This is a genomic window from Bacillus sp. OTU530 (assembly GCF_038440375.1).
Genome location: NZ_JASATP010000031.1, coordinates 30,494 through 53,286, shown reverse-complemented (window position 1 = coordinate 53,286; position 22,793 = coordinate 30,494). Strand labels below are relative to the sequence as shown.

17 protein-coding genes are annotated in these 22,793 nt (G+C 40.9%); 1 reads left to right on the top strand and 16 read right to left on the bottom strand.

The genetic code is table 11. The features are described from left to right. Positions 1-34 precede the first annotated feature (34 nt). From AAHB12_RS20360 to AAHB12_RS20300, 13 genes are all read right to left on the bottom strand, one after another. A complete protein-coding gene (locus AAHB12_RS20360; protein ID WP_342046784.1) occupies positions 35-1,006 on the bottom strand; it encodes a sugar phosphate isomerase/epimerase family protein in 972 nt (323 codons plus the stop codon). Further along, complete coding sequence (locus tag AAHB12_RS20355; protein WP_342046783.1) at positions 1,003-2,181, bottom strand: Gfo/Idh/MocA family protein; 1,179 nt, start codon at positions 2,179-2,181, stop codon at positions 1,003-1,005. Before AAHB12_RS20355 ends, AAHB12_RS20360 begins: the two co-directional genes overlap by 4 nt. A 23-nt stretch (positions 2,182-2,204) precedes the next feature. After that, complete coding sequence (locus tag AAHB12_RS20350) at positions 2,205-3,203, bottom strand: ABC transporter permease (protein ID WP_342046782.1); 999 nt, start codon at positions 3,201-3,203, stop codon at positions 2,205-2,207. Continuing rightward, positions 3,184-4,683, bottom strand: coding sequence for a sugar ABC transporter ATP-binding protein (locus AAHB12_RS20345; RefSeq protein ID WP_342046781.1), 1,500 nt, complete (start codon positions 4,681-4,683; stop codon positions 3,184-3,186). Before AAHB12_RS20345 ends, AAHB12_RS20350 begins: the two co-directional genes overlap by 20 nt. A 67-nt stretch (positions 4,684-4,750) precedes the next feature. Next, the gene (locus AAHB12_RS20340; RefSeq protein ID WP_342046780.1) at positions 4,751-5,941 is read right to left on the bottom strand and encodes a Gfo/Idh/MocA family protein; all 1,191 of its coding nucleotides are present in this window, start codon (positions 5,939-5,941) and stop codon (positions 4,751-4,753) included. A 32-nt stretch (positions 5,942-5,973) separates the two neighbouring features. Then, a complete protein-coding gene (locus AAHB12_RS20335; protein WP_342046779.1) occupies positions 5,974-7,140 on the bottom strand; it encodes a substrate-binding domain-containing protein in 1,167 nt (388 codons plus the stop codon). A 32-nt stretch (positions 7,141-7,172) separates the two neighbouring features. After that, positions 7,173-7,988, bottom strand: a complete 816-nt coding sequence (locus AAHB12_RS20330; protein WP_342046778.1) for a sugar phosphate isomerase/epimerase family protein — start codon at positions 7,986-7,988, stop codon at positions 7,173-7,175. A gap of 203 nt (positions 7,989-8,191) precedes the next feature. Beyond that, positions 8,192-9,193, bottom strand: coding sequence for a LacI family DNA-binding transcriptional regulator (locus tag AAHB12_RS20325; RefSeq protein ID WP_342046777.1), 1,002 nt, complete (start codon positions 9,191-9,193; stop codon positions 8,192-8,194). Positions 9,194-9,537: 344 nt separating this feature from the next. Continuing rightward, on the bottom strand, positions 9,538-10,248 hold the full coding sequence (locus tag AAHB12_RS20320; RefSeq protein WP_342046776.1) for a LytR/AlgR family response regulator transcription factor: 711 nt from the start codon (positions 10,246-10,248) through the stop codon (positions 9,538-9,540). A 30-nt stretch (positions 10,249-10,278) separates the two neighbouring features. Next, positions 10,279-12,813 (bottom strand): substrate-binding domain-containing protein, encoded by a 2,535-nt coding sequence (locus tag AAHB12_RS20315; protein ID WP_342046775.1) that lies wholly within the window; start codon positions 12,811-12,813, stop codon positions 10,279-10,281. A 695-nt stretch (positions 12,814-13,508) separates the two neighbouring features. After that, complete coding sequence (locus AAHB12_RS20310; RefSeq protein ID WP_342046773.1) at positions 13,509-14,789, bottom strand: MFS transporter; 1,281 nt, start codon at positions 14,787-14,789, stop codon at positions 13,509-13,511. A 226-nt stretch (positions 14,790-15,015) separates the two neighbouring features. Further along, positions 15,016-16,194, bottom strand: coding sequence for a Gfo/Idh/MocA family protein (locus AAHB12_RS20305; RefSeq protein ID WP_342046771.1), 1,179 nt, complete (start codon positions 16,192-16,194; stop codon positions 15,016-15,018). 88 nt (positions 16,195-16,282) lie between these two features. Next, on the bottom strand, positions 16,283-17,467 hold the full coding sequence (locus AAHB12_RS20300; RefSeq protein ID WP_342046769.1) for a Gfo/Idh/MocA family protein: 1,185 nt from the start codon (positions 17,465-17,467) through the stop codon (positions 16,283-16,285). A gap of 1,012 nt (positions 17,468-18,479) precedes the next feature. On the opposite strand from AAHB12_RS20300, the gene AAHB12_RS20295 reads away from it, so the two are divergent. Continuing rightward, a complete protein-coding gene (locus AAHB12_RS20295) occupies positions 18,480-18,719 on the top strand; it encodes a hypothetical protein (protein ID WP_342046767.1) in 240 nt (79 codons plus the stop codon). A gap of 1 nt (position 18,720) precedes the next feature. Here the strand turns inward: AAHB12_RS20295 and AAHB12_RS20290 are convergent, their stop codons facing one another. From AAHB12_RS20290 to AAHB12_RS20280, 3 genes are read right to left on the bottom strand one after another with little or no spacing between them, the layout of a single operon-like run. Beyond that, positions 18,721-19,845, bottom strand: coding sequence for a GerAB/ArcD/ProY family transporter (locus AAHB12_RS20290; protein WP_342046766.1), 1,125 nt, complete (start codon positions 19,843-19,845; stop codon positions 18,721-18,723). A gap of 32 nt (positions 19,846-19,877) precedes the next feature. Continuing rightward, complete coding sequence (locus AAHB12_RS20285; RefSeq protein WP_342046764.1) at positions 19,878-21,098, bottom strand: Ger(x)C family spore germination protein; 1,221 nt, start codon at positions 21,096-21,098, stop codon at positions 19,878-19,880. Next, positions 21,088-22,698, bottom strand: coding sequence for a spore germination protein (locus AAHB12_RS20280; protein ID WP_342046762.1), 1,611 nt, complete (start codon positions 22,696-22,698; stop codon positions 21,088-21,090). The genes AAHB12_RS20285 and AAHB12_RS20280 overlap by 11 nt, the downstream gene beginning before the upstream one ends. Positions 22,699-22,793: the final 95 nt, after the last annotated feature.

Below are 22,793 nucleotides of genomic sequence, written 5' to 3'. Positions count from 1 at the left end.
CTTGTCGGGACAGGAAAGAGCGCTTCCGCCCTTCCTATGCCCACCACATTTCGCCTACTTGCTCTTTAAAGAGAATTCCTTGCAGTAATGAAATTGCCTTGCCCAATCCTTCATCAACAGAAGCAAGCATATCTTCATGTTCAATGGAAATCACATGGTCATAGCCGACAGCTCGAAGCATACTGACAATATCCTTCCATAGCTTTTCGTCATGACCGTAGCCAACAGAACGGAATGTCCAGGAACGATTTAGGATATCACTGTAATGCTTCGTATCTAATACACCGTTTTGCGCGATATTTGCTTTATCCAAATACACATCCTTTGCGTGGCAATGGTAAATGGCATTTTGTTTTCCAAGCGTTTTAATGGCTTCCATTGGATTGATGCCTTGCCAAATGAGATGGCTTGGGTCAAAGTTCGCACCAATGCTTTCTCCCACATGCTCCCGCAACTTTAAAAGCGTGTCCGGGTTGTATACAACAAAGCCCGGGTGCATTTCAAAAGCAATTTGATAAATACCATGCTTCTTAGCAAATTGCGCCTCTTCCTTCCAATATGGAATGACAACATCGTTCCATTGCCAATCGAGTACTTCCTGGTATTCCGGCGGCCATGAACAAGTGACCCAGTTTGGATATTTCGCGCCCGAATGGTCACCTGGGCAGCCTGCGAATCCATTAATAACTGGAACTTCTAAGAGTTCTGCCAATTGTACGGTTTTTCTCCATACTTCATGAGATTGCTGCGCAAATGCTTTGTCTGGATGAAGCGGATTGCCGTGGCAGCTTAAACCGCTGATTGTCATGTTGCGGCTAGCTAAAGCAGCCTGAAATGCCTTTCGCTTTTCAACACTCTCTAGCAGCTCATCCGGGTTGCAATGATTGCTTCCCGGATAATTGCCTGTACCTAACTCAACTGCCTTCACTCCCATTGCTGAAAGCTTATCTAGCATTTCTTCAAACGGAAGGTTTTGATAAAGTACTGTAAATACACCTAGTTTCATAAGTAAATCTCCTGTCCTACTGCGACCTTCACCCATTTTTGCTGTTCATGGCTTTCTAGAATCGCATCAGTAATGCACATCGAAATGTGTCCGTCTTCAAATGTCGCAAATGTTGCTTTGTCGGTTTGCAGGTTCTTTCCTTCTCGAATGAATGTATAGAAGTTTTTCATCATATTCTTTAATGCATCCGGCCAGCCTTCATTGTGGCCGCCAGGATGATGAATGGCTCCTCTTGCTTCCGGTGCGAATAAGGATGGATCAGCCATAAGTACTTCATTTGCTTTGTTACGGTGCCCAATCCATAGCTTTTCGGGCTCTTCTTGATTCCAGAACACAGAGCTTTTGCTGCCGTTTAATTCAAAGCTTAAGCGGTTTTTTCGTCCTGCGCTCACTTGGGAGACAGTAAATACGCCTTTTGATCCATCTTCAAAGCGGACAAGCACTGATGCGTAGTCCTCTGTGTGAATCGCAACATCCTCGTACATGCCGTCCTCTGCCTTAGCTCCGCCAAATGTCGCCGCAGCTGCAGTTGGTTTCTTTCTGACTGGAACGACTGTCGCCAAGTCCGCAAATACTTCAACGATGCGCTTTCCTGTTACATATTGGACTGTATCGCACCAATGTGATCCGATATCTGCAACAGCGCGAGACTTTCCGCCAACTTCAGGTGCTAAGCGCCAGTTGTAGTCTGTATCAAACAATAACCAATCCTGCAAATAGCCGCCATGGACGAGGTTGATCTTTCCTAGCTCTCCATTTTGCACCATTGTTTCAAGCTGCTTTAATACCGGAAATTGACGATAGTTAAAGTTTACGCCGTGCACAACACCATGCTGCTGTGCAAGCTCTAACAGTTCAGCCGACTCCTTGCTTGACATGGCAAGCGGCTTTTCAGATAACACATGCTTACCTGCTAAAATAATCTCTTTATTAATCGCAAAGTGAAGATGGTTAGGCGTACAGTTATGCACAACTTGAACCTCATCATCCTTCAGCATATCGCGGTAGTCTCCGTACGCTTTCGGAATTCCGAGCTCCGCAGCCTTTTTCTCGGCAGCTTCTTGATTGCTTTCTGCTAATGCGATTACGTCTACAAATCCAAGTCGTCTTATTGCTTCAATATGAGTAGGTCCGATAAAGCCTGTCCCGATAATGCCAACTTTCACCTTTTCCATTGTGCTTCTCCTTTTCTGCAAATCTATTTATTGATTGCTTTCTTTCCAAACGCTACAGCTAAAAGAATAATTAAACCCTTCACCATCATTTGCTGACTTACGTCAAGACCCATAATGATAAGACCGTTATTAATTGTTCCGATCATCAAGGAGCCAATCAATGTTCCAATAACTGTTCCAATTCCGCCAAATAAGCTTGTTCCGCCTAAGATAACTGCGGCAATAACAGAAAGCTCATCGCCTTCACCAAATGTAAAGCGCCCTGCTTGCATACGTCCTGCGTATAAAACTCCCGCAAAGCCTGCCGCTAAACCAGTAGCTAGGAACACCCATAGTTTGATGCGGTTTGTTTTAACACCCGAAAACTTGGCTGCGCTTTCATTTCCGCCTGTTGCAAGTGTTTGTCGACCGAATGAAGTTTTTCGTAGCACAACATGAGCAAGAACTGTTGCAAGTAATGTCCAAACTAACAAGATTGGGATTGGACCAAGATCGCCTGAACCAAATACAAAGTTAAATGTTGGATCCAGAATCGGTACTGGAGCTGTATCCGTAATCCACATTGCCAAGCCTTTTACAATTCCCATCATACCAAGTGTTACAAGGAATGATGGAATCACAACCTTCGTAATGAGTAAACCGTTAATTAAACCAACCACAATTCCAGTTGCTAAGCCGGCAGCAAGTCCGCCGATTACACCAAACCCTGCCTGCAATGCGAGCGCTGCCATTAAAGAAGCCAATGCAGTGGTGGAGCCGACAGACAGGTCAATTTCCCCTGTACTAATGACAAATGTCATTGCTACTCCCATTATCGAAATCATTGCGGTTTGTCGAACGATATTTAGAATATTTTCAGTTGAGGTAAAGCCCTCATCATGCAAGCTTATTGAAAAGTAAATAATGACGCCGATAAAAGCCAGATATACAATGTAATCGCGCCAGTCTAATTTCTTCCACATCTTTACCCCTTGTTCTTTCATCACGGGCTGACCAGTTGGATTAATACCCTTGGATAGCATATTGCAAATCCTCCTCTGAATGAATTTCCTGTCTCTTCATTTCCTTTACCACTCCCCCATCATGCATAGCAATGACTCGGTCACTTAATGCAAGAAGCTCCGGAAGCTCTGAGGAAATGACGATAATTGCTTTTCCGCTATCCGCGAGTTCACGGATAACATCAATGATTTCTGTTTTTGCACCGATATCTACACCAATCGTCGGCTCATCTAAAATCAAAACATCAGGATTATTAGCTAACCATTTCGCCAAGACGATTTTTTGCTGGTTTCCACCTGAAAGCAGTCTAGATGTTTTAAAAATATCATCCGTCTTAATTCTTAGCTTTTGAACAAGATCCTCTGCAATCTTATTTGCTTCCTTCTCATCAAGGAGTAAGCCTTTTTTGAGCTTAAATAGAATTGGTAGAATAATATTTTCCTTTACGCTATGCTGCAAGACCAAACCCTGCACGCGTCGATCCTCTGGAATAAGCGCTAGACCTGCTTCAATTGCATCAGGCGCACTTTTGATTTGCTTCACTTCCCCGTTGACGATAATGTCACCGCTATCCTTGGAATCGATCCCGAAAATAGTCCGTGCCAGCTCAGAACGGCCGCTTCCCATCAAACCGGCAATACCGAGAATCTCTCCAGGGAACACCTTAAAGCTTACATCCCGAACCTTCGTGCCGGATGTTACGTTTTTCACTTCTAACACAGGAGTTGTATCAGTAGAATAAGGACGTTCCTTCCATTCAAATGCCTTATCGAAGCCAGAACCAACGATGTGCTGGATTACTGTATCTAAATTTGTATCCTTCGCATTCTCAGTTGCGACAAACTTTCCATCCCGCAGCACGGTAATGCGGTCACAAACCTCGAAGATTTCATCCATTCGATGCGAAATATAAATAATGGCATAACCTTTGCTTTTTAATTTATTCATAAATGAGAACAGTACTTCAGTTTCTTTTTTCGTCAAAGAGGATGTCGGTTCGTCCATAATGAGAATCTTTGTTTCCTGTGACAATGCCTTTGCAATCTCTGTCATCTGCCAATAGCCGACGCCGAGATTTGCAACGAGTTCATTCGGATCAATATCAACCTCTAATTCCTGCAATAACTTTTTTGTTTGTGCTACGCATTCCTTATCATTTAAGAAGCCAACCGATGTTTTCGATTCTCTTGTCAGGAAAATATTTTGTGCAACTGTTAGTGTTGGAATTAAGCTGAATTCTTGGAAAATCATCGAGATATAATTGGCACGTGCATCCTTCGTGTTTCGAATCGTGACGGGCTTTCCATCAATGAAAATCTCACCTGCATCGGCTGTATATACACCCGTTAAAATTTTCATCAAAGTCGATTTACCAGCACCATTTCCTCCCATTAAGGCATGCACCTCACCTGCTTTAACAGAAAATTCAACAGAGTTTAAAACATTGATTCCGTTAAAGGATTTAGAAATATCTTTCATAACCAACATTGGCTGTTCCATACTGTGTCACCTTCTTTTTTAGGGCAGGCTGCCTGCTCGGCAGCCCGCCTCAAATTTCTAAACTAGATTATTTTACTAATGCAGGCTGCGGCTGCTGTAAGCTTACCCATTGACCTTTTTCAGCTGATTCAAGAATCGCATCTGCAATCAATTCAATGCGGTAGCCATCATTGAAGTTTGGTGAAAACTCTGTATCTTCAGCAATTGCCTTAAACAAATCATACGTTTCAATGATTTTTGTTTCGCCGTAACCAATACCTAGAGCCGGAATTGGCCATAATCCTTCACCGTATGGAGTCGCTGGGCCTGTATAAACCGTTCTGAAGCCTTTTGCATCACTTGGATCATCCGCGAAGCAAACTTGAAGCTCATCACGGCGCTCATAGTTAAAGTATAGGGAACCTTTTTCACCATGAATTTCAAACGTTAGGAAGTTATTGCGTCCCCATGCATTACGCGTTGCTTCAATCGTTCCCATAGCACCATTCTCAAACTTAACCATCGTAATCACTTCATCGTCTACATCGACTGCCGCTTTTGGCACATCATTGCTGCCGCCTTTTACTGTACCTAATTTGTCAATACCGCCTGTTTGAATTGGTCTTTCTGGAATCCATGTTTTTGTCATCGCATTTACATCTGTAATTTCTCCAACAAGGTAGCGGGCAAAATCAACTACATGTGTTCCGATATCTCCTAGAGCACCTGAACCGGCGATTTTCTTTTGGAAGCGCCATGATAATGGTGAATTCGGATCCGCTGACCAGTCTTGTAAATACGTGCCGCGGAAGCTTAAAACCTTTCCGATTCGTCCTTCTTCAATATATTTTTTCGCAAGAGCAACGGCTGGTGTTCTTCTGTAGTTGAAGGCAACCGCATGCTTTACACCTGCTGCTTGTACCGCTTCTAGCATTTCTTTTGCTTGTTCCGCACCTAATGCCAATGGTTTTTCGCAGATAATATGCTTACCGGCTTTTGCCGCTGCAATGGCAATTTCAGCATGCGTATTATTTGGAGTAACGATGTCAATCACATCAATTTCCGGATTGTTCACGACCTCTCTCCAATCTGTAGAATAGTTGTCAAATCCTAATCTTGCCGCTGCATCTTTAGCTAATTGTTCATTCACATCGACTACTGTATGGCGATGAGGAATCGCTGGCGCCGGCCAGAAAAACATTGGCATTCCTGCATATGCAAGTGAATGCGCCTTCCCCATAAACCCTCCGCCAATCATACCTACATTCAAGCGTTTCATCTTAAAAAACCTCCCAATAATTTAAATGGATATTATTTTGCTGCTTTCTTAATCACATCAGGAGCATCCTGACCGTAAACAAGCTTCCAAGAATCTAATACGTTTTCTTTTGTTACCTCTACAGCTGGAGATGCGATATAAGTTGGAACTGGTTTACCAAGCAGTGCATATCCTGCTGCCATTGCTTCTGTTACACCTTGGTCATAAGGAAGCTGTGCGCCAACACCTTTGACAATTCCTCCTGATGCAATTTCCATCCCTACTTTTGTTCCTAAGTCCGTTGATGTAATAACAAGCTTGTTTTTACCCGCTGTACGCGCTGCCGCTAAAGCGCCTTCAGCCGGTACATCCCAGATCGCGAAGATTCCATCTAGATCATGGTGTTTTGTTAACATTGCAGACGCTACCTTTTCACCATCATTTGGACCAGTGATACCACCGCGTGCGACGATTTCAATATTCGGAAACTTCGTTTTGATGGTTTCTTCAAATGCTACCGTACGTTGTGCTGTTACGAAAAAGTCAGCATCATGGAATATCACACCAATTTTCCCTTTACCACCAAGCTCTTTACCCATAATTTCTGCAGCTGCTGCACCGTTTCCAGCGTTATCACCCGTCACCATGCTTACATAATCCTTACCAGGTTCTAGGCCTTTTGCTACACCATCCATGAAGACAATCTTCACGCCTGCATCTGCTGCTTTCTTAAATGCTGCTGCAGTAGAAACTGGATCAACTGGAACGCTTACGATAATATTTGGTTTTTTAGCTAGTACTGTTTCAATGTCAGAAACCTGCTTTTCTGCTTTAAACTGTGCATCTGTTACTGCGATAACCTCTACTCCCATTCTTGCAAACGTCGCTTTTAATGCATTAATTTGTGCTGTGGAGTAGTCGTTACCTGTATAGTGCATTACGATGGCAGCTTTATAGTGGCCCTGTTTGATTTTTGCAATGTCATCTTCTGTTAGCTGTAATGTTTTTGCAGAAACTGGCGCCTCACCATTTGGGCCTTTTCCTAAAATTTGCTTATCTTGAATAGCTGGGTTAATTGTAATCGGACCTGTCTGCGCAACCTCTGTTTTCGGAGCTGTGCTGCTATTTGCATCCCCTGAAGCAGCCTGCTTGCCGCAACCAGCTAACAAAAGACTTCCACTTATCACTGCCGCTGTTAATAGAGAAAACTTCTTTTTCATATTGTTTCTTCCCCCACTCATCCAATTTAGAATTAAGCTTTTGCTTCTAGGTTCGCCAAGAAACTGCGGCTGATTTTTGCCCCCTGTTTTGGATCCTCCCAGCTGTCTAGCTCCACTGTAATCCAGCCGTCATACTGCACTTCTTCTAGCAAACGCAGCATTTCATCAAACTTCTGATGCCCTTTTCCTAATGGAAGAAACTCTCCGTTTGCATAGTCCTTAAAGTGAATATATGGAATGCGGTCACGATATTTTTTAATCACTTCTACAGGGTCGCCGCCGCCTGCTTCAATATGCGCTGTATCTGGGCAAAGATTTATTTTTGTGAGCGGCATGAGCTTGTCCAACTGCTCTGGCGCTTGAACATTCGTTCCGAGATGAGGGTGATAGCTAGCTACTAGACCATACTTGTTCGCAATGTCTACGACACGATCTAGCGCTGCGCCTAATGCTGCGTAATCGCTTTCTAAAATCCCGTTCGCTCGCACTGCACCACCGCCAACAACAAGATGCTCTGCACCAACTTCAGCCGCAAACGCTGCAACTTCATCAATTTTTTGCAGCTCTTCCTCCAAAATATCCGGAAAGATAAAGTTTCCACCGGAGTATACACCGATTAACTGTAAGGAGTGATGCTGTAGTAAACTCTTAAATTCTTCTTTTCTATCCTTAAACTGCATGAGATTTCCGTCGAAGATTTCAAATCCGTCAAACCCGGCTTCTGCAATATCGCGTAAAGCTTCCTCTGTGGAACCATTCGCAAGATAATATAAGTCCTTTACAGAAGTAACACCAGCTGGATGCCCCACAACTCCGCCCCATGTATTTGTTTGATATCCTAATTTCATTACTTTTCTCTCCCTTATCCATATTTTTTGCGAGTGAGCGCTATAACGACTGAATCTCCTCACCTCCTTCAAGTTCCACTAAACTCATGGTAAACGTTTACAGCAAACCCATAAGGTTTTCGGTTGAAAACGTTGGAGGCTATACGTTTCACAACCGATTTAATCACTTTACCCGTAAACGTTTACAGATAGTTCAAAAAAATTTAGACTTGGTATGCCCTGCATGAATTTCGTAAAATCAAACGACTTTTTAAAATATGCTGCTTCTTTTCCACGCTCTCCTTCTTCATCAGATTAACGAGCAATTCTATCGCTCTCACTCCAATTTCAAAAGCAGGCTGTGCAATCGTTGTAAGTCCCGGCTTAAAAATAGAAGAAAACTTAATATTATCAAAGCCGATCACTGAAATATCATTTGGAACGCACAATCCTTTTGCTTCAATTGCATTAATACTCCCAAATGCCATCTCATCATTCCCGACAAATACCGCAGTGGGTATGTCATTGTATGCTAAAAGCTTTGTCATCATCTGAAATCCACTCTCGTATGAGAAGTCACCTTCCTGTACAAAAATTGGATCCACCTGCAAATTATACTGCGCCATCGCTTGGTAAAAACCCTGCAGCCTATCCCGTCCTAATACGCTATTCATCGGACCAGATATACAGCCGATTTTTGTATGTCCGAGAGAAATTAAATGTTCGGTTGCGGTTCGGGCACTGCTCACATTATCAATGGAAACGCTCGGAACATGCAGTCCATTTATATACTCGCATGCGAGCACAACCGGGAATTCCGAGGCAATTTCTTCAACAAGCTTTACATCAATGCCAGCTGTTAATAAAATCATACCAGCTGCTTTTTTTTGACGAAGTATGTGCAAATAGCTGTTCTCGCTTTGAATATGGTTTCCGGCATCTCCGAGCAGCACCTCGTAGCCATTCTCCCTTGCTTCACATTCAATTCCTCTTAATACTTTAGAAAAAAAGGTATTCGCAATGTCTGGGACAACCACTAAGATCGTATTGGTTTCTGCCATTCGAAGTTGCCTGGCTGCAGCGTTAGGCTGATAGTTCAGCTCCTCCACGACTGACAGCACTTTCTTCATTGTTTCTTCCGCCACTGTATCTGGCTTACTTAACACGCGGGATACAGTAGCGATTGAAACATTGGCTTTTTTAGCTACATCCTTAATCCCTGTCATGCTTGCTCTCTCTTTTCTATTGTGTTGTCTATGATTGTATTGTAAGCGGAATCATGGCCATTGTCTAATTGCCTTCAGACATGAAAAGACTTCATTCAAAAGCGGCTTTTTAAGTTTCAATCATTGATTTTATCCGTAGGGACAAAAAAAGAAGGATTTTTAAAAATTAAAGAAAACTCGCCAGCTGGCAAGCCGTTAGGCAAAGACATAAGCGTAATTGCCCTTACACTGTATTCCTAAAATTTCCGACTACGTCGAATGACTTCTAGCTGGAAATTTATACTTTCCTAACAGTGTAAAAAAGGTAAACAACAAGCGGAATAATATCGCTCATTGCTTACCTTCTACAGCACTTTATAGGCCTGCACTTCCTCCAATTTATTTTTAGAAATTCTCGCCGGCTTATCATAATCTCTGAAGTATGCTTTATACATTTGACCAGCTGCCTCAATTCTCGTTAGCAGCTTTATGTTAATAATATAAGACCGATGTGATGCTATAAACCTGTCATCAAGATACTCCTCTAAGCTACTTAAGGCTTCATACGTTTCAAATATTTGTTGCGTTGTATGAATCAGTGATTTTCGCTCCAGCCTTTCAATAAACACAATGTCATTGAGCGGAATAAAAATCATATTTTTTTGTTGCTTAATCATAAGTTCTTTTTTAGGTGCACTTTGTTTCTCGCTGCGGGACTGAAGCATTTGCGCTGCCCTTTCTAAAGCAGCGTATAATCTGCCTCGTTCAATTGGCTTTAATAAATAATCAATTGCTTTTACATCAAATGCCTCAAGAGCATACTCATCATGACCTGTAATGAAAATAACCTGCAGCCACGGAAACAGCTCCTTACAAGCCTTCACCGCCTCCATACCATTTACAAGCGGCATGTTAATATCAACTAACACTGCATCGGGCCTCTCGGTTGCCGCCATGTGAATTAGTTCTTCCCCGTCTGTTGCTTCCCCGACAATTTTATAATCTGGTAAGCCTCCAATAAAATACCTTAACAATTTTCTTGAAGCAGCGTCATCCTCTGCAATCAATACTCTCACCCAATCCCTCCTTTTTCTTCTTAACATTGCCTATTTTATAGCACTTTGAATAATATCCGGAGCTTCCTGGTTATAAACTAGTTTCCACGCGTCCAAGATATTTTCTTTCGTTACCTTTAGAGCTGGCACAGCCACATAAGCTGGTGTTTGTTTTTCAAGCAATGCATACCCTGCCAGGATTGCTTCAGCGACCCCCTGTTGGTACGGAAGCTGGGCACCTAATCCCTTGATGAGTCCATCCCTGGCAATTTCCAAGGCCACATTAGTGCCCAAATCTATCGTTGTGATGACCAAATCATTTCTTCCTGCGGTAAGGGCTGCTGCCATAGCCCCTTCAGCCGGTACATCCCATACAACAAAGATTCCATTCAAATCCTGATGCTTGTTAAGCATAGCAGATGTCACTTTTTCCCCAGCTTTCGGACTGGCAATCCCTTCGCGGGCGACAATTTGTATGTCAGGGTAGTTTTCCCTTATAGTATTTTCAAATGCTTCTGTTCTTTGTTTCGTTGCAAAGAAATCTGCATTATGATAGATAACACCAACTTTCCCTTTACCTCCTAATTTCTCGGCCATGATATGGGCTGACTCGATACCATTTCCATAGTTGTCAGCGGAAACTACGCTTACATAATCCTTCCCATACTGCAAGCCCTTCGGTATATTATCTATAAACACTAGCTTGACCCCTGCTCCAGCTGCCCTTTGGTATGCGCTTGCTGTCGATATTGGATCTACAGGAATACTCACAATAATATCCGGCTTTTTGCTTAAAATGGTTTCAATATCAGTCACTTGTTGTTCCCAGCTAAATTGTGCATCAGTTACCGCCACTACCTCAATACCCATTTTCTCAAAAGCGGCCTTCACTCCTTCTACTTGAGACCTTGACCAATCATTTTCAGTATAGTGCATAGCGATGGCTGCCTTATATTTCTTTTCTTTAATCTTTTTCAGATCTTTCAAAGATAACTGAAGCGTTTTTGCTGAAACAGCCTCTTCTCCATATGGTCCAGTGCTTAAAATCTTATGATCAGGAATATTTTGATTAATCGTACTGTTTAATGTCTCGCTTATGATTGATAAAAACTCTTTTACATTCAGAGGTTTTGTCAAATAATTATCAAACCCCTTGTCTAATGTATGCTGAATATCCTGCGGCATCGCATTTGCACTTACACCAATAATAACAATATCTTTCGTTTGTTCATTAGCTTTTAACCGGTCAAACACTTCATAACCATCGATATCTGGAAGATTAAGATCAAGTAAAATCAAATCTATTTTTTCATTCCTTGCTATTTCTAGCCCTTCTTTTCCCGTACGAGCTGATAGGAGCGTATAGGAAGGTTTCGATTGAATAATGTTGCTTACTAGGTGCAAATTGGACTCGTTGTCCTCAATATACAGCAGACGGTAATTATCGATCTTTCGGTCATTTTCCGCAGACGGCTCAATCGGTTCAGCCCCGCGCAGGACAGGCCTAAAATCATTTGGAATGGGCAGACAAAAGCAAAAATCACTGCCTTTTCCTTTATGGCTTGTCACACTAATTTCCCCCCCCATTAGATGCATAAGCTGTTTCACTAAAGACAAGCCAATACCTGTACCTTCTTCTTTTGTGCCTTCGATTCGATAAAATGGAACAAACACCTTACTATATTCCTCAGCTGAAAATCCCACACCTGTATCCACGATATGTACAACCTGTGCATCTCCTTCCAAATGACAGCAAATGTTTACTTGGCCGCCTTCCCGGTTATATTTAATAGCATTATCCAGAAGATTAAGAAGAATTTGTTTCAGACGCATCGGGTCAGCAAGAACTAATACATCTTGTCCTTGGTGTAATTGTTTCTGAATGCTAATATTTTTCTTCTTTGCCAATGGTTGAACAATACTTATACATTCATCAATAACATTTTTTAAGTGAACCTCTTCGATGGAGACCTTTAATTTGCCTATTTCGATTCTCGATATATCTAAAATTTCATTAATTAACTTTAATAAATGGCTTCCTCCATTTAAAATTTCTTGCACAAAATCATGTTGTTGTTCATTTAAAGATTCATCCAACTCTAACAACTGCGCAAAACCAAGAATTCCATTTAACGGCGTGCGCAGTTCATGGCTCATTTTAGACAGAAAATCTGATTTGGCCATGTTTGCTTTTTCAGCCTCTTCTTTTGCCTGAATCATCTCGTTTTCCATTTTTTTTCGTTCGGAAATATTTATGCTGGAACCTACTACCTCTACGACATTTCCTCCATCAAATACAGGCGATAGAAAAGCTGCATAATAGATATCATTAAATGTAACCTCATACTGGATAAACTGACCTTCCCATGCTTGTTGACAGTACTTGCTCTTCATATCCGCAATAGCAGCAGGGAAGATATCCAGCAGACTTCTTCCGATTACATCCTCTTGTTTTGTAAACCCTAGTCTGCTAAGTAATTCTCCATTACAATATGTACAGATAAACGTATTCTCTTTTTTGGTGAACCTGTAAAACATCCCCATATTCGTAATGCTTACTTGTGAAATAGACATGGAATCGAACATTCTTTTCCTCCTGGCCATCTGAAAGAATTGTCATGCGGCTCTGATACGCGAAACTCCTCACTAGCAATTCAATATAGAACATTAGAATCTTTATCTTGCTAAACACCGCTTTATTTTAGGTTTTTTTCATTTTACCGTTAGGATAAGGAACTTAAGTTTATAGCCATTAAATGATTATGTGTTCAAATTATCAGTGCCCTAAAAGCCCTATATATTAAAATTTTTCTAAAGAAATTAAAAGAAAACTAATACATTAAGAGAGATAATGCTTGTTACTTTTTATAAGTATGCACACTTTTTTTAAAGAAATAAACTATAAAGACCTCTCAAAACAGGTTGGTTGTACAGAACTAGAACTTTTTCATTCATATAAGCATCTAAAGCCTTGTGGTTTGTATCCCACAAGGCCCTTAATTAACAAGACTTCTTATTATAATGTCTTTGTGTAATATCTATAATCTTCTCTCCCAAATACTCGACTGAAACTCTTATACGCCGATCTTTTATCGCTTTAAAAACTCTAAATGTAGATTCTTATGGCATAGTTTCTCTGAAATCTTTTACAATTTATAAGAAGGGCACTGACCTATACCAAGATAATTCAGACTCGATAGCCGACAGCAGCCAGACCCATCCAAGAATAAATGCTTCTTCTCAACCAGAATCCGACATTGGACTATTGACTATCTCTGGCTTCAAACTGCTCGTTGCTCAGAAAGCTGACCGCTTTCATCCTGTTTCTCTTCAGACGGAAGCTTCATAAACTTCATTAAATAAGCACCAAGGAAATACATGCCTGCGAAAATCCATATAACGCCATGAACACCAATAAGTCCGATGAATGCTCCAACAATTGCCGGTGCGATAAAGTAGGACATCCCTGCACCAAAACTTACTATCGCCATCGCAGACCCTTTATTCTCAGGAGCCAGCGATGCTACAAGAGCTGAAAGTGGGACGAAACCACAAAGAGTAATCCCCATTAGAATACCGACAATATTCAAGGCTAAGAAACTGCTGCCAAAAACCTGTGGCGTGTAAAGCATAACTAATAACATGACACCCATGCCGAAGCTGCCAAGCCATTGAATCGTTTTGCGCCAGCCTAACCATTTATCACTAATGTAAGGGATGATTAGGTTAAATACAATATTTGCAAACCACATGGTTCCCCACATTTGCAGAAACTGTTCAGTAGTGAATCCATATTTAGAAGACAAGTACATCGGGAAAAAGATAGGCAGTGCACCGATACCTGTCGAATTGATAATCCGGACGATTCCGCCTATTGCAACTTTCGGTTGTTCGATACAAATCGTAAATCCACTCAATAAGCTTTTTAGCTTTTCCTTCGCATTTCCTGCTTGTTTTTTTATTCCATCATCTTTAACAACTAATACACCCATGATGCCGCCAATCAGTACCCAAGCCACTGCACTCCACAATAACCCGATATATCCGATTTTTGGTAGCATGTAGGCTGGAAAATAACTGCCCACTACATAAAGCCCGCCGCTCCAAGCTGCCCAAAACAGACCTACAGCTGTAGCCAAAATGCGATCTGGACTGCGATAAGTAATCCATACTAAGAAGGAGTAGCAAAATAAAGGATAACCTAAACCACGAATCCCATAAGTTGGTAACATAATAGCGTAACTGTTTAGCTTTAAACCATATTCAATGAATAAAACTTGACCGATCAACCAAGTGACAAGTCCGATAATCATTACTTTCCTTGGTCCCCACATTTGGGTAAGTACACCAGAAAAGTAAGATGCGATTGCCAGCACGGCTCCATATACTGCAAAAATAGTAGCGGATTGCTGAACAGTCAATCCCTTTTCAATAAGATACGGAGACAACCATGCGTGCTCGAGGCCGTCACCAGCCATAAAAATTAACACTGCAACATATCCCCAAACCACTCCCATAGGAAGGCCACCAAGAGTACGTTCCTGACCTATAACCGCTTTCATTTTTTTACACCCCTGTTTTTATTATGATTGGGCGATTAGGAGGATTGTCCTCCTAATCATTTTTACAAAACTTAAGCCCACCATATTTCCGTTAATTGCTCTTTAAACAAGTTCCCTTCAACAGCGGATTGCTTTCATTAAGTATTCATTGACGGATGCAAGCATATCTTCATGTTCAATGGAAAGAATATAATCATAGCCTACAGAACGGTAAACATACCTTGTTTTATGAAAGGACCTCCTGCCCAACTTGAACTTTCACCCATTTTTGTTGTTGATGGCTTTCTAAAATGGCATCTGTAATACACATCGATATATGACCATCTTCAAATGTTGCGAAATTAGCCTGATCATGTAATGGGTTCTTGCCTTCTCGAATGAATGTATAGAAATTTAACATTCCATGTTTCAACGCATCCGGCCAGCCTTCATTGTGCCCGCCAGGATGATGGATAGCTGATCTCGCTTCCGGCGAAAACAAAGCAGGGTCTGCCAACAGCACTTCATTCGCTTTGTCTCGATGCCCGATCCACAATTTCTCTGGCTCTTCTTGATTCCAGTAGGCGGAATGTTGACTGCCATTGATTTCAAAGCTCAATCTGTTTTTCCGTCCCGCACTGACTTGCGAAACTGTAAATACGCCTCTCGTTCCATCCTCAAAGCGCACAAGAACAGATGCATAATCCTCTGTACTGATTGGAACATCTTCATATGTTTCTTCCTGTGCTTTTTTTGCTCCAAAAGTGGCTACATTTGAAGTGGATTTTTTTCTTACCGGTATAACCGTGGCTAAATCAGCGAATACTTCCACAATTCTTTTGCCGGTTACGTATTGAACGGTATCACACCAATGAGATCCGATATCCGCTACTGCACGTGATTTTCCACCCACTCCAGGAGCTAAACGCCAATTAAAATCTGTCTCAAACAATAACCAATCCTGCAAATAGCTTCCATGTACTAAATTCACTTTTCCCAATTCGCCATGTTTAATCATCGTAGCCAATTGTTTCACGATAGGAAATTGTCTATAGTTAAAATTCACACCATGTACGACCTTATATTCCTTGGCTAACGCTAATAATTCCGCAGATTCTTCGCTGGACATCGCCAACGGCTTTTCCGATAACACATGCTTGCCCGCTAAAATAATCTCTTTATTAATGGCAAAGTGAAGATGATTCGGCGTACAATTATGAACTACCTGTATTTCACTGTCTCGCAGCATGTCACGGTAATCGCCGTATGCTTTAGGAATCCCTAGTTCAGCAGCTTTTTTTTCAGCAGCCTCTTGACTACTCTCTGCCAATCCAACCACTTCTACAAACCCGAGTCTTCGGATGGCTTCAATATGAGTAGGTCCGATAAAACCAGTTCCAATAATTCCAACCTTTACCTTTTCCATTTTTTCTCCTCCTCAACAACCTATATTTTTTAAGTTTTTGATGTATAGAGGCTACCATCCTATCAGCAGCCTCTATAGAGATTTCTACTTATGCTTTTACTAAATTTTGTGCAAGGCTAACCCATTGACCTTTTTCAGCTGATTCAAGAATCGCATCTGCAATCAATTCAATACGGTAGCCATCATTGAAGTTTGGTGAAAACTCTGTATCTTCAGCAATTGCCTTAAACAAATCATACGTTTCAATGATTTTTGTTTCGCCGTAACCAATACCCAAAGCAGGAATTGGCCATAATCCTTCACCGTATGGAGTCGCTGGGCCTGTATAAACCGTTCTGAAGCCTTTTGCATCACTTGGATCATCCGCGAAGCAAACTTGAAGCTCGTCACGGCGCTCATAGTTAAAGTATAGGGAACCTTTTTCACCATGAATTTCAAACGTTAGGAAGTTATTGCGTCCCCATGCATTACGCGTTGCTTCAATCGTTCCCATAGCACCATTCTCAAACTTAACCATCGTAATCACTTCATCGTCTACATCGACTGCCGCTTTTGGCACATCATTGCTGCCGCCTTTTACTGTACCTAATTTGTCCATACCGCCTGTTTGAATTGGTCTTTCTGGAATCCATGTTTTTGTCATCGCATTTACATCTGTAATTTCTCCAACAAGGTAGCGGGCAAAATCAACTACATGTGTTCCGATATCTCCTAGAGCACCTGAACCGGCGATTTTCTTTTGGAAGCGCCATGATAATGGTGAATTCGGATCCGCTGACCAGTCTTGCAAATACGTGCCGCGGAAGCTTAAAACCTTTCCGATTCGTCCTTCTTCAATATATTTTTTCGCAAGAGCAACGGCTGGTGTTCTTCTGTAGTTGAAGGCAACCGCATGCTTTACACCTGCTGCTTGTACCGCTTCTAGCATTTCCTTCGCTTGTTCCGCACCTAATGCCAATGGTTTTTCGCAAATAATATGCTTACCAGCCTTTGCTGCTGCAATGGCAATTTCAGCATGCGTATTATTTGGAGTCACGATGTCAATCACATCAATTTCCGGATTGTTCACGACCTCTCTCCAATCCGTAGAATAATGGTCAAATCCTAATCGTGCTGCAGCATCTTTAGCTAATTGTTCATTTACATCTACCACTGTATGACGATGAGGAATTGCTGGCGCCGGCCAGAAAAACATTGGCATTCCTGCATATGCAAGTGAATGCGCTTTACCCATAAATCCTCCGCCAATCATACCTACGTTTAATTTTTTCATTTTTATAAACCTCCAATATAATTAGTAAGCTCGGCTGCCCTTTGAATGAGCCCCAGAACATTCTCTTATGGTAAATAAGTGCCTAACAAATCGTAAACGTTTACAGTAAACTTATAATGTTTTCGGTTGAAAATATTGATATCTCTATGTTCTACAACCGATTTAGTCAACTTGTCTGTAAACGTTTACGATAAACTCATAATGTTTTCGGTTAAAATCGTTGGAATTTGTACCTTTCACAACCGATTTAATCGATTTGTCTGTAAACGTTTACAGACTATTCAAAAAAATTCAGACTTGGTATTCCCTGCATGAATTTCTTAAAATCAGATGCCTTTTTAAAATAGGCTGCTTCATGCTTGCTCTCTTTTCTTTCGCGTTGCCTATGATTGCATTGTAAGCGGAACTAAATTTGTTGTCTAATTGCCTTCAAACATGAAAATGCTTCATTTAAAGGTGATTTTTTAGGTTTCAACCATTAATTTTATCCGTAGGGACAAAAAAAGAAGAATTTTAAAATAAGATCCTGAATTCTTTGTATTCCTGTTCTTTCTAATGTACATTTACTAGAAAAACATTAAAAAGGTAAACAACAAGCGCAATCATATCGCTCATTGCTTACCTTCCTACAGCACTTTATAGGCCTGCACTTTATCTAATTTATTTTTAAAAATCCTTCCCGGCTTTTAGTATTTAGAAATATATGTAAGAAACTCCGCTCAACTAAAGTACTAAGTGGAAGTACAGGACTCCCTGTTTTGATAATAATGCAATGTTGCTGTCGTCACGATCAGTGAATAACAGGAATAAAATGACTGACTCATTCATGAGTAGCATTAGACAAAAGTATGTATCCTATCATTATGGTTTTACAAACTGACAATAGTGTGCATTTGTATTTGATTATATATAACCGTATCTCTACAAAAGGAATAAGTCACAAGTATACTATCATGAATTACGAAACATGGTTAACTGGAAGGTCCAACGATACATAGGAGGTATTGCTTACATGAAAATGTTGGTGCTCTTTTTCTTTATCTTTTTCTTAAGTATAGCTCTTACTATTATGGTTGATCTTATGATGGGAATGAAAATTTCTATGGCTATCAAAAATATAAAAGGTCCTTTCTCGGTCATGACAATACCGGAATATTTTATCATGTTCGTCTTCCTAGCCATCGTGTCTGTGCCACCCATTGCTTCGTTCCTTAAATCAAGGAAACAAGTACAACCGCGTGAAAAATCGTAACTTATCCTTCATCATCAGCCCTGATATTGGAAGGATAAAGACCAAATCTTTTACGAATCAAATCGACCAATAAAAGGAACACAGGAAGTGCTACAGACAAAATGGGAAAGACATAATGTATTACAAATTTCCCTTCTTGAAAATGTTCTGTCAAATTGGTTGCTATTACTAGCGATAAGAAAAGGATTATGATTCCGATAGGCAACACGAGCTTTTTCGGTTTCTGCAGCTTGAATAAATTTGATGCTACACTCACTGCGGCATAACAATAGATGGATACCTTGAAAAAATCACCAATAATTAAAGTAAGAATAACAATAGGATCCAAACGTTGCAGGAAATCTGCTATGTTCACTTTACTGATCGTTACAAACAAAGGAAAGGTTGCTCTGCTGTACATATCAGCCCCAAGAACAGAGATTTCAATAGCATGCGTGATACTTAATATAATGCCACTGAAAATTAAAGCGATTACTCCTGTCTTTCTTCCCTTTTGGGGTTTATTTAAATAAGGAAGAATCGTGGTAAAACAAATCATTTCACCAAAAGGAAATATCAATACATCAGAGTATGATGTTACTAAAATGTCCTTCCATCCTTTTGATACTACAGGAAGTAAATTCTTAAGATCGATTAGACCGGAAATAAATACAAGGATATTTCCTAAAACACCTAAAATAATTAGAATTATCAAATAGATTTCTGCCATTCTTGCTAGCACTTCTATCCCTTTACGAAGTATATAAATAATTGTAATGATCATTAAAGCATTAATGGCAAGTAATGGAGTCTGGTCATAGGCAGAGGTTATCAATAAGTCACCAGCTTCTCTTAAGTCCCTTGCAGCGATATAAATAAAAAATGGAATATATAATAAACTAAGTGGCCATCCGATATATTTGCCCAGAATTTTCTGGGTATACCCACTAAATGGCAACTCCGGATATTGGCGAAAAAAATAATCATAAACGAGAAATAACAGGATGCCTCCAATTAAAGCGAGCAGTATCGACAGCCAGACACTCTGCTCGACCGCAAATCCAATAGGAATAACGAGTGCGGTACCAAACTCAAACAACAAGATCAAGGCAAACAATTGTCTTGCGCTAATTCTTTCTTTTTCCATTTTTAATATATCCCCCCTTCTTCTCTGGTACCTCATTTCTTTAGATCTGACAAATATGGTTTCGTCCGCATACCTGGACGCCGGATGAATGCGTCCACCTTGACGTCTATCTTGCTTACGGCAAATGTCTTGCTCCATTCTTTCCTCATCTTCTCCCACGTTTTCGGATCTGCTCGTTTCACTGCTTCCCCGAATCCAAAGATATCGCTTTTCTCACTCTGAGCGATTTCTACAGCCTTTATAACTTCTCTCTTTGTTTCTCTTATCCATTCTTTTTCCAGCTTCGTGATTTCTTCTTGTTTGGTTAAATCGATTGGACATCTCACCTCACCCACATTTCCTTCTTGCCGTATATCGATATGGATAACTGGTCTCCCGGCTTGTACTTCCACGGTAACATCCGTTTTTGATCGAATAACTTCAATACCAATGGCATCTTTTTCATCTTTACAATCAATATTCATAATTGTGCCCTTCATTTTATTTTGAACCCGCAAGATCCCACGTATCTCATTTCCGTCCACCCAGCGCTTTAACTTTCCTTCCTTGAAAAGGGCAACCCCTTTAATTTCTACCAAGGCCTGGGGGTCAGTCTGTTCCATATTAGATTTCTTTTTTCCTTCTTTCGGGTTTCCGACAATCTTAGCCCCGCTGATAATCGGCTCTCTTCCCTCGACTACTAAAGCCTTAATTACGTCATCAATTTTACTATTAACATTCTCTGACCATAATTTTCCTGCTAGCTCTACTTCCCTAGTGTAAGCATTTGCCGGGATGCTTTCTAATGGAGTAAGGATTTTCAACATAGCCCCAGCCTCAACATCTCTTGTTACAAGTACCTTAGTGGTAAGACGGGCTTCACTGTCCCTATCAAAAAAATCGAATACTTCTTGGATTCCTTCTTTTGCTACTGCCTCTTCAATGACAAGTAGCTGCATATGTGAAAAAAAAAGTTGCCGCGGCACTTTTTGCGATGCTTTTCGAATCGCTTCGAATAGGTTTTTTCCTACTCCCGTAAAAACAGCTGTCGGTGCAGCATTTGCTCCTGCCCCTCCACCTGTTGCTCCTGGCGCAACGGCCCCTGGATTGACTACTTGAAAAGATACCTTATATTCATTTGTCTGTTCCACTTTATCTATCCCTATTGCCATAACAATGGCCAGCTTATTCAATTCTCTGCTGTTCCAGCAGCCTGCCATCAGCAATACAATCCCAAAAAGCAAAACGGTTAGGATCACCCATTTAGTTTTCATTTCTGTCCCCCTTTTTTTCAGGAGGAGAAGGCTTTAGATCCTGCTCCATGCGTGTTATTTTATTTTGGCTAATCAGTCGAGGGCGTGTAAGAAATGACCATAAGGGCAGACGTAAAATGGCATCCTTCTGATCTGCAGAAATAAACGGAGCAAGAGGAGCCATATAAGGAATTCCAAAAGAACGCAAGCTGCAAAGATGGCCAATAATCATCAGATTACTGATCGCAATCCCATAAAAACCAAATATCGCTGCAAAAATCATGATTAAAAATCGGAACAACCGCACAGAAATCGCCATATTAAAAGCTGGGGTAGCAAAACTAGCAATCCCCGTAATAGCGACCACAATCACCATTGCTGGGGATACAATTCCAGCCTGCACTGCTGCTTGTCCCAATACAAGTCCACCTACAATCGATACGGATTGGCCGACCGCCCGTGGCAAGCGAATACCCGCCTCACGCAAAATCTCAAAACTGACTTCCATCAAGAAAGCCTCGACAAACGCAGGGAAAGGAATATTTTCCCGTTGTGCCGCCAGATTGATCAAAAGGGGGGTCGGAATCATTTCTTGATGAAACGTAATAGCTGCGATATAGACAGAAGGTCCTAAGAAAGAAATAAAAAAAGCTACAAACCTTAACAAGCGAATCGCTGTTATAATATCGTAACGATGATAGTAGTCTTCAGTAGACTGAAAATACATAAAAAACGTAGTGGGTGCCAAGAGAACAAATGGTGTTCCATCTACAAAAATCGCTATTCGGCCTTCCAATAAATTTGCAGCGACACCATCCGGTCGCTCCGTATTGTAAATCGTAGGAAATAGGCTAAATGTTTCGTCCTGAATCAATTCCTCTATATAACCGGATTCAAAAATACCATCAATTTCAATGTCATTTATTCTTTGCCTAACTTCTTGCACAAGTTTATCATTGACGATACCTTTTACATACATAATCGCTACGTCTGTTTGTGTCACCTTGCCTATTTTCATCGTCTCAAACCATAGATTGGGACTTTTAATCCGACGACGAACGAGGGATATATTTGTCCCAATGGACTCACTAAAACCGTCCTTTGGACCACGAATAACCACTTGTGAGGATGGTTCCTCAATCCCTCTCGATTCTCCTCCTCTCGTGCTACTACCGATTACTTCCACCCAACCGTTAACCAAAATGACCGTATCTCCGGAAAAAATGGACAAAATTAATCCTTTCCAATCTTTGATGACTTTTACTTCTCCGACGGTTAAAGCATTATCTTTAATAAAATCAAAGATACTTTTATCCGATACCATGTTTCTGAATGTCTCCTCAGCAGTATCAAGCATCAAGGAACGCAGTACAAAATCACTGACCATATTTTTGTCCGCTAAACCATCGATATAGACTACGGCAACTTGATCCTGCGAGCTTCCGATTTCAAATTCACGGATAATGACATCAGGACTGTTTCCAACAGCTTGTCTAATTTGATGAAGGTTTTCTTGTAAATCACAGTGAAGGAAAAGTTCATCTGTATCCCATGATGTTTCTTCGTGTTTATCTCGTTTTTCCCTTTCCATTTGTTTACGAAAGTTATTCCAAAATGGCATATTTATCCCAGCCTCCATGTATTACATTTTTTCACAGTTGAACTTGTTTTTATACACTGATAAAGGTTTTATCAATCAACCATGAATACCTCCAC

Coding starts and splice junctions, on each gene's coding strand:
- AAHB12_RS20360 (WP_342046784.1), bottom strand. CDS start 1,006: ATGAAACTAGGTGTATTTACAGTACTTTATCAAAACCTTCCGTTTGAA.
- AAHB12_RS20355 (WP_342046783.1), bottom strand. CDS start 2,181: ATGGAAAAGGTGAAAGTTGGCATTATCGGGACAGGCTTTATCGGACCT.
- AAHB12_RS20350 (WP_342046782.1), bottom strand. CDS start 3,203: ATGCTATCCAAGGGTATTAATCCAACTGGTCAGCCCGTGATGAAAGAA.
- AAHB12_RS20345 (WP_342046781.1), bottom strand. CDS start 4,683: ATGGAACAGCCAATGTTGGTTATGAAAGATATTTCTAAATCCTTTAAC.
- AAHB12_RS20340 (WP_342046780.1), bottom strand. CDS start 5,941: ATGAAACGCTTGAATGTAGGTATGATTGGCGGAGGGTTTATGGGGAAG.
- AAHB12_RS20335 (WP_342046779.1), bottom strand. CDS start 7,140: ATGAAAAAGAAGTTTTCTCTATTAACAGCGGCAGTGATAAGTGGAAGT.
- AAHB12_RS20330 (WP_342046778.1), bottom strand. CDS start 7,988: ATGAAATTAGGATATCAAACAAATACATGGGGCGGAGTTGTGGGGCAT.
- AAHB12_RS20325 (WP_342046777.1), bottom strand. CDS start 9,193: ATGACAGGGATTAAGGATGTAGCTAAAAAAGCCAATGTTTCAATCGCT.
- AAHB12_RS20315 (WP_342046775.1), bottom strand. CDS start 12,813: ATGTTCGATTCCATGTCTATTTCACAAGTAAGCATTACGAATATGGGG.
- AAHB12_RS20310 (WP_342046773.1), bottom strand. CDS start 14,789: ATGAAAGCGGTTATAGGTCAGGAACGTACTCTTGGTGGCCTTCCTATG.
- AAHB12_RS20305 (WP_342046771.1), bottom strand. CDS start 16,194: ATGGAAAAGGTAAAGGTTGGAATTATTGGAACTGGTTTTATCGGACCT.
- AAHB12_RS20300 (WP_342046769.1), bottom strand. CDS start 17,467: ATGAAAAAATTAAACGTAGGTATGATTGGCGGAGGATTTATGGGTAAA.
- AAHB12_RS20295 (WP_342046767.1), top strand. CDS start 18,480: ATGAAAATGTTGGTGCTCTTTTTCTTTATCTTTTTCTTAAGTATAGCT.
- AAHB12_RS20290 (WP_342046766.1), bottom strand. CDS start 19,845: ATGGAAAAAGAAAGAATTAGCGCAAGACAATTGTTTGCCTTGATCTTG.
- AAHB12_RS20285 (WP_342046764.1), bottom strand. CDS start 21,098: ATGAAAACTAAATGGGTGATCCTAACCGTTTTGCTTTTTGGGATTGTA.
- AAHB12_RS20280 (WP_342046762.1), bottom strand. CDS start 22,698: ATGCCATTTTGGAATAACTTTCGTAAACAAATGGAAAGGGAAAAACGA.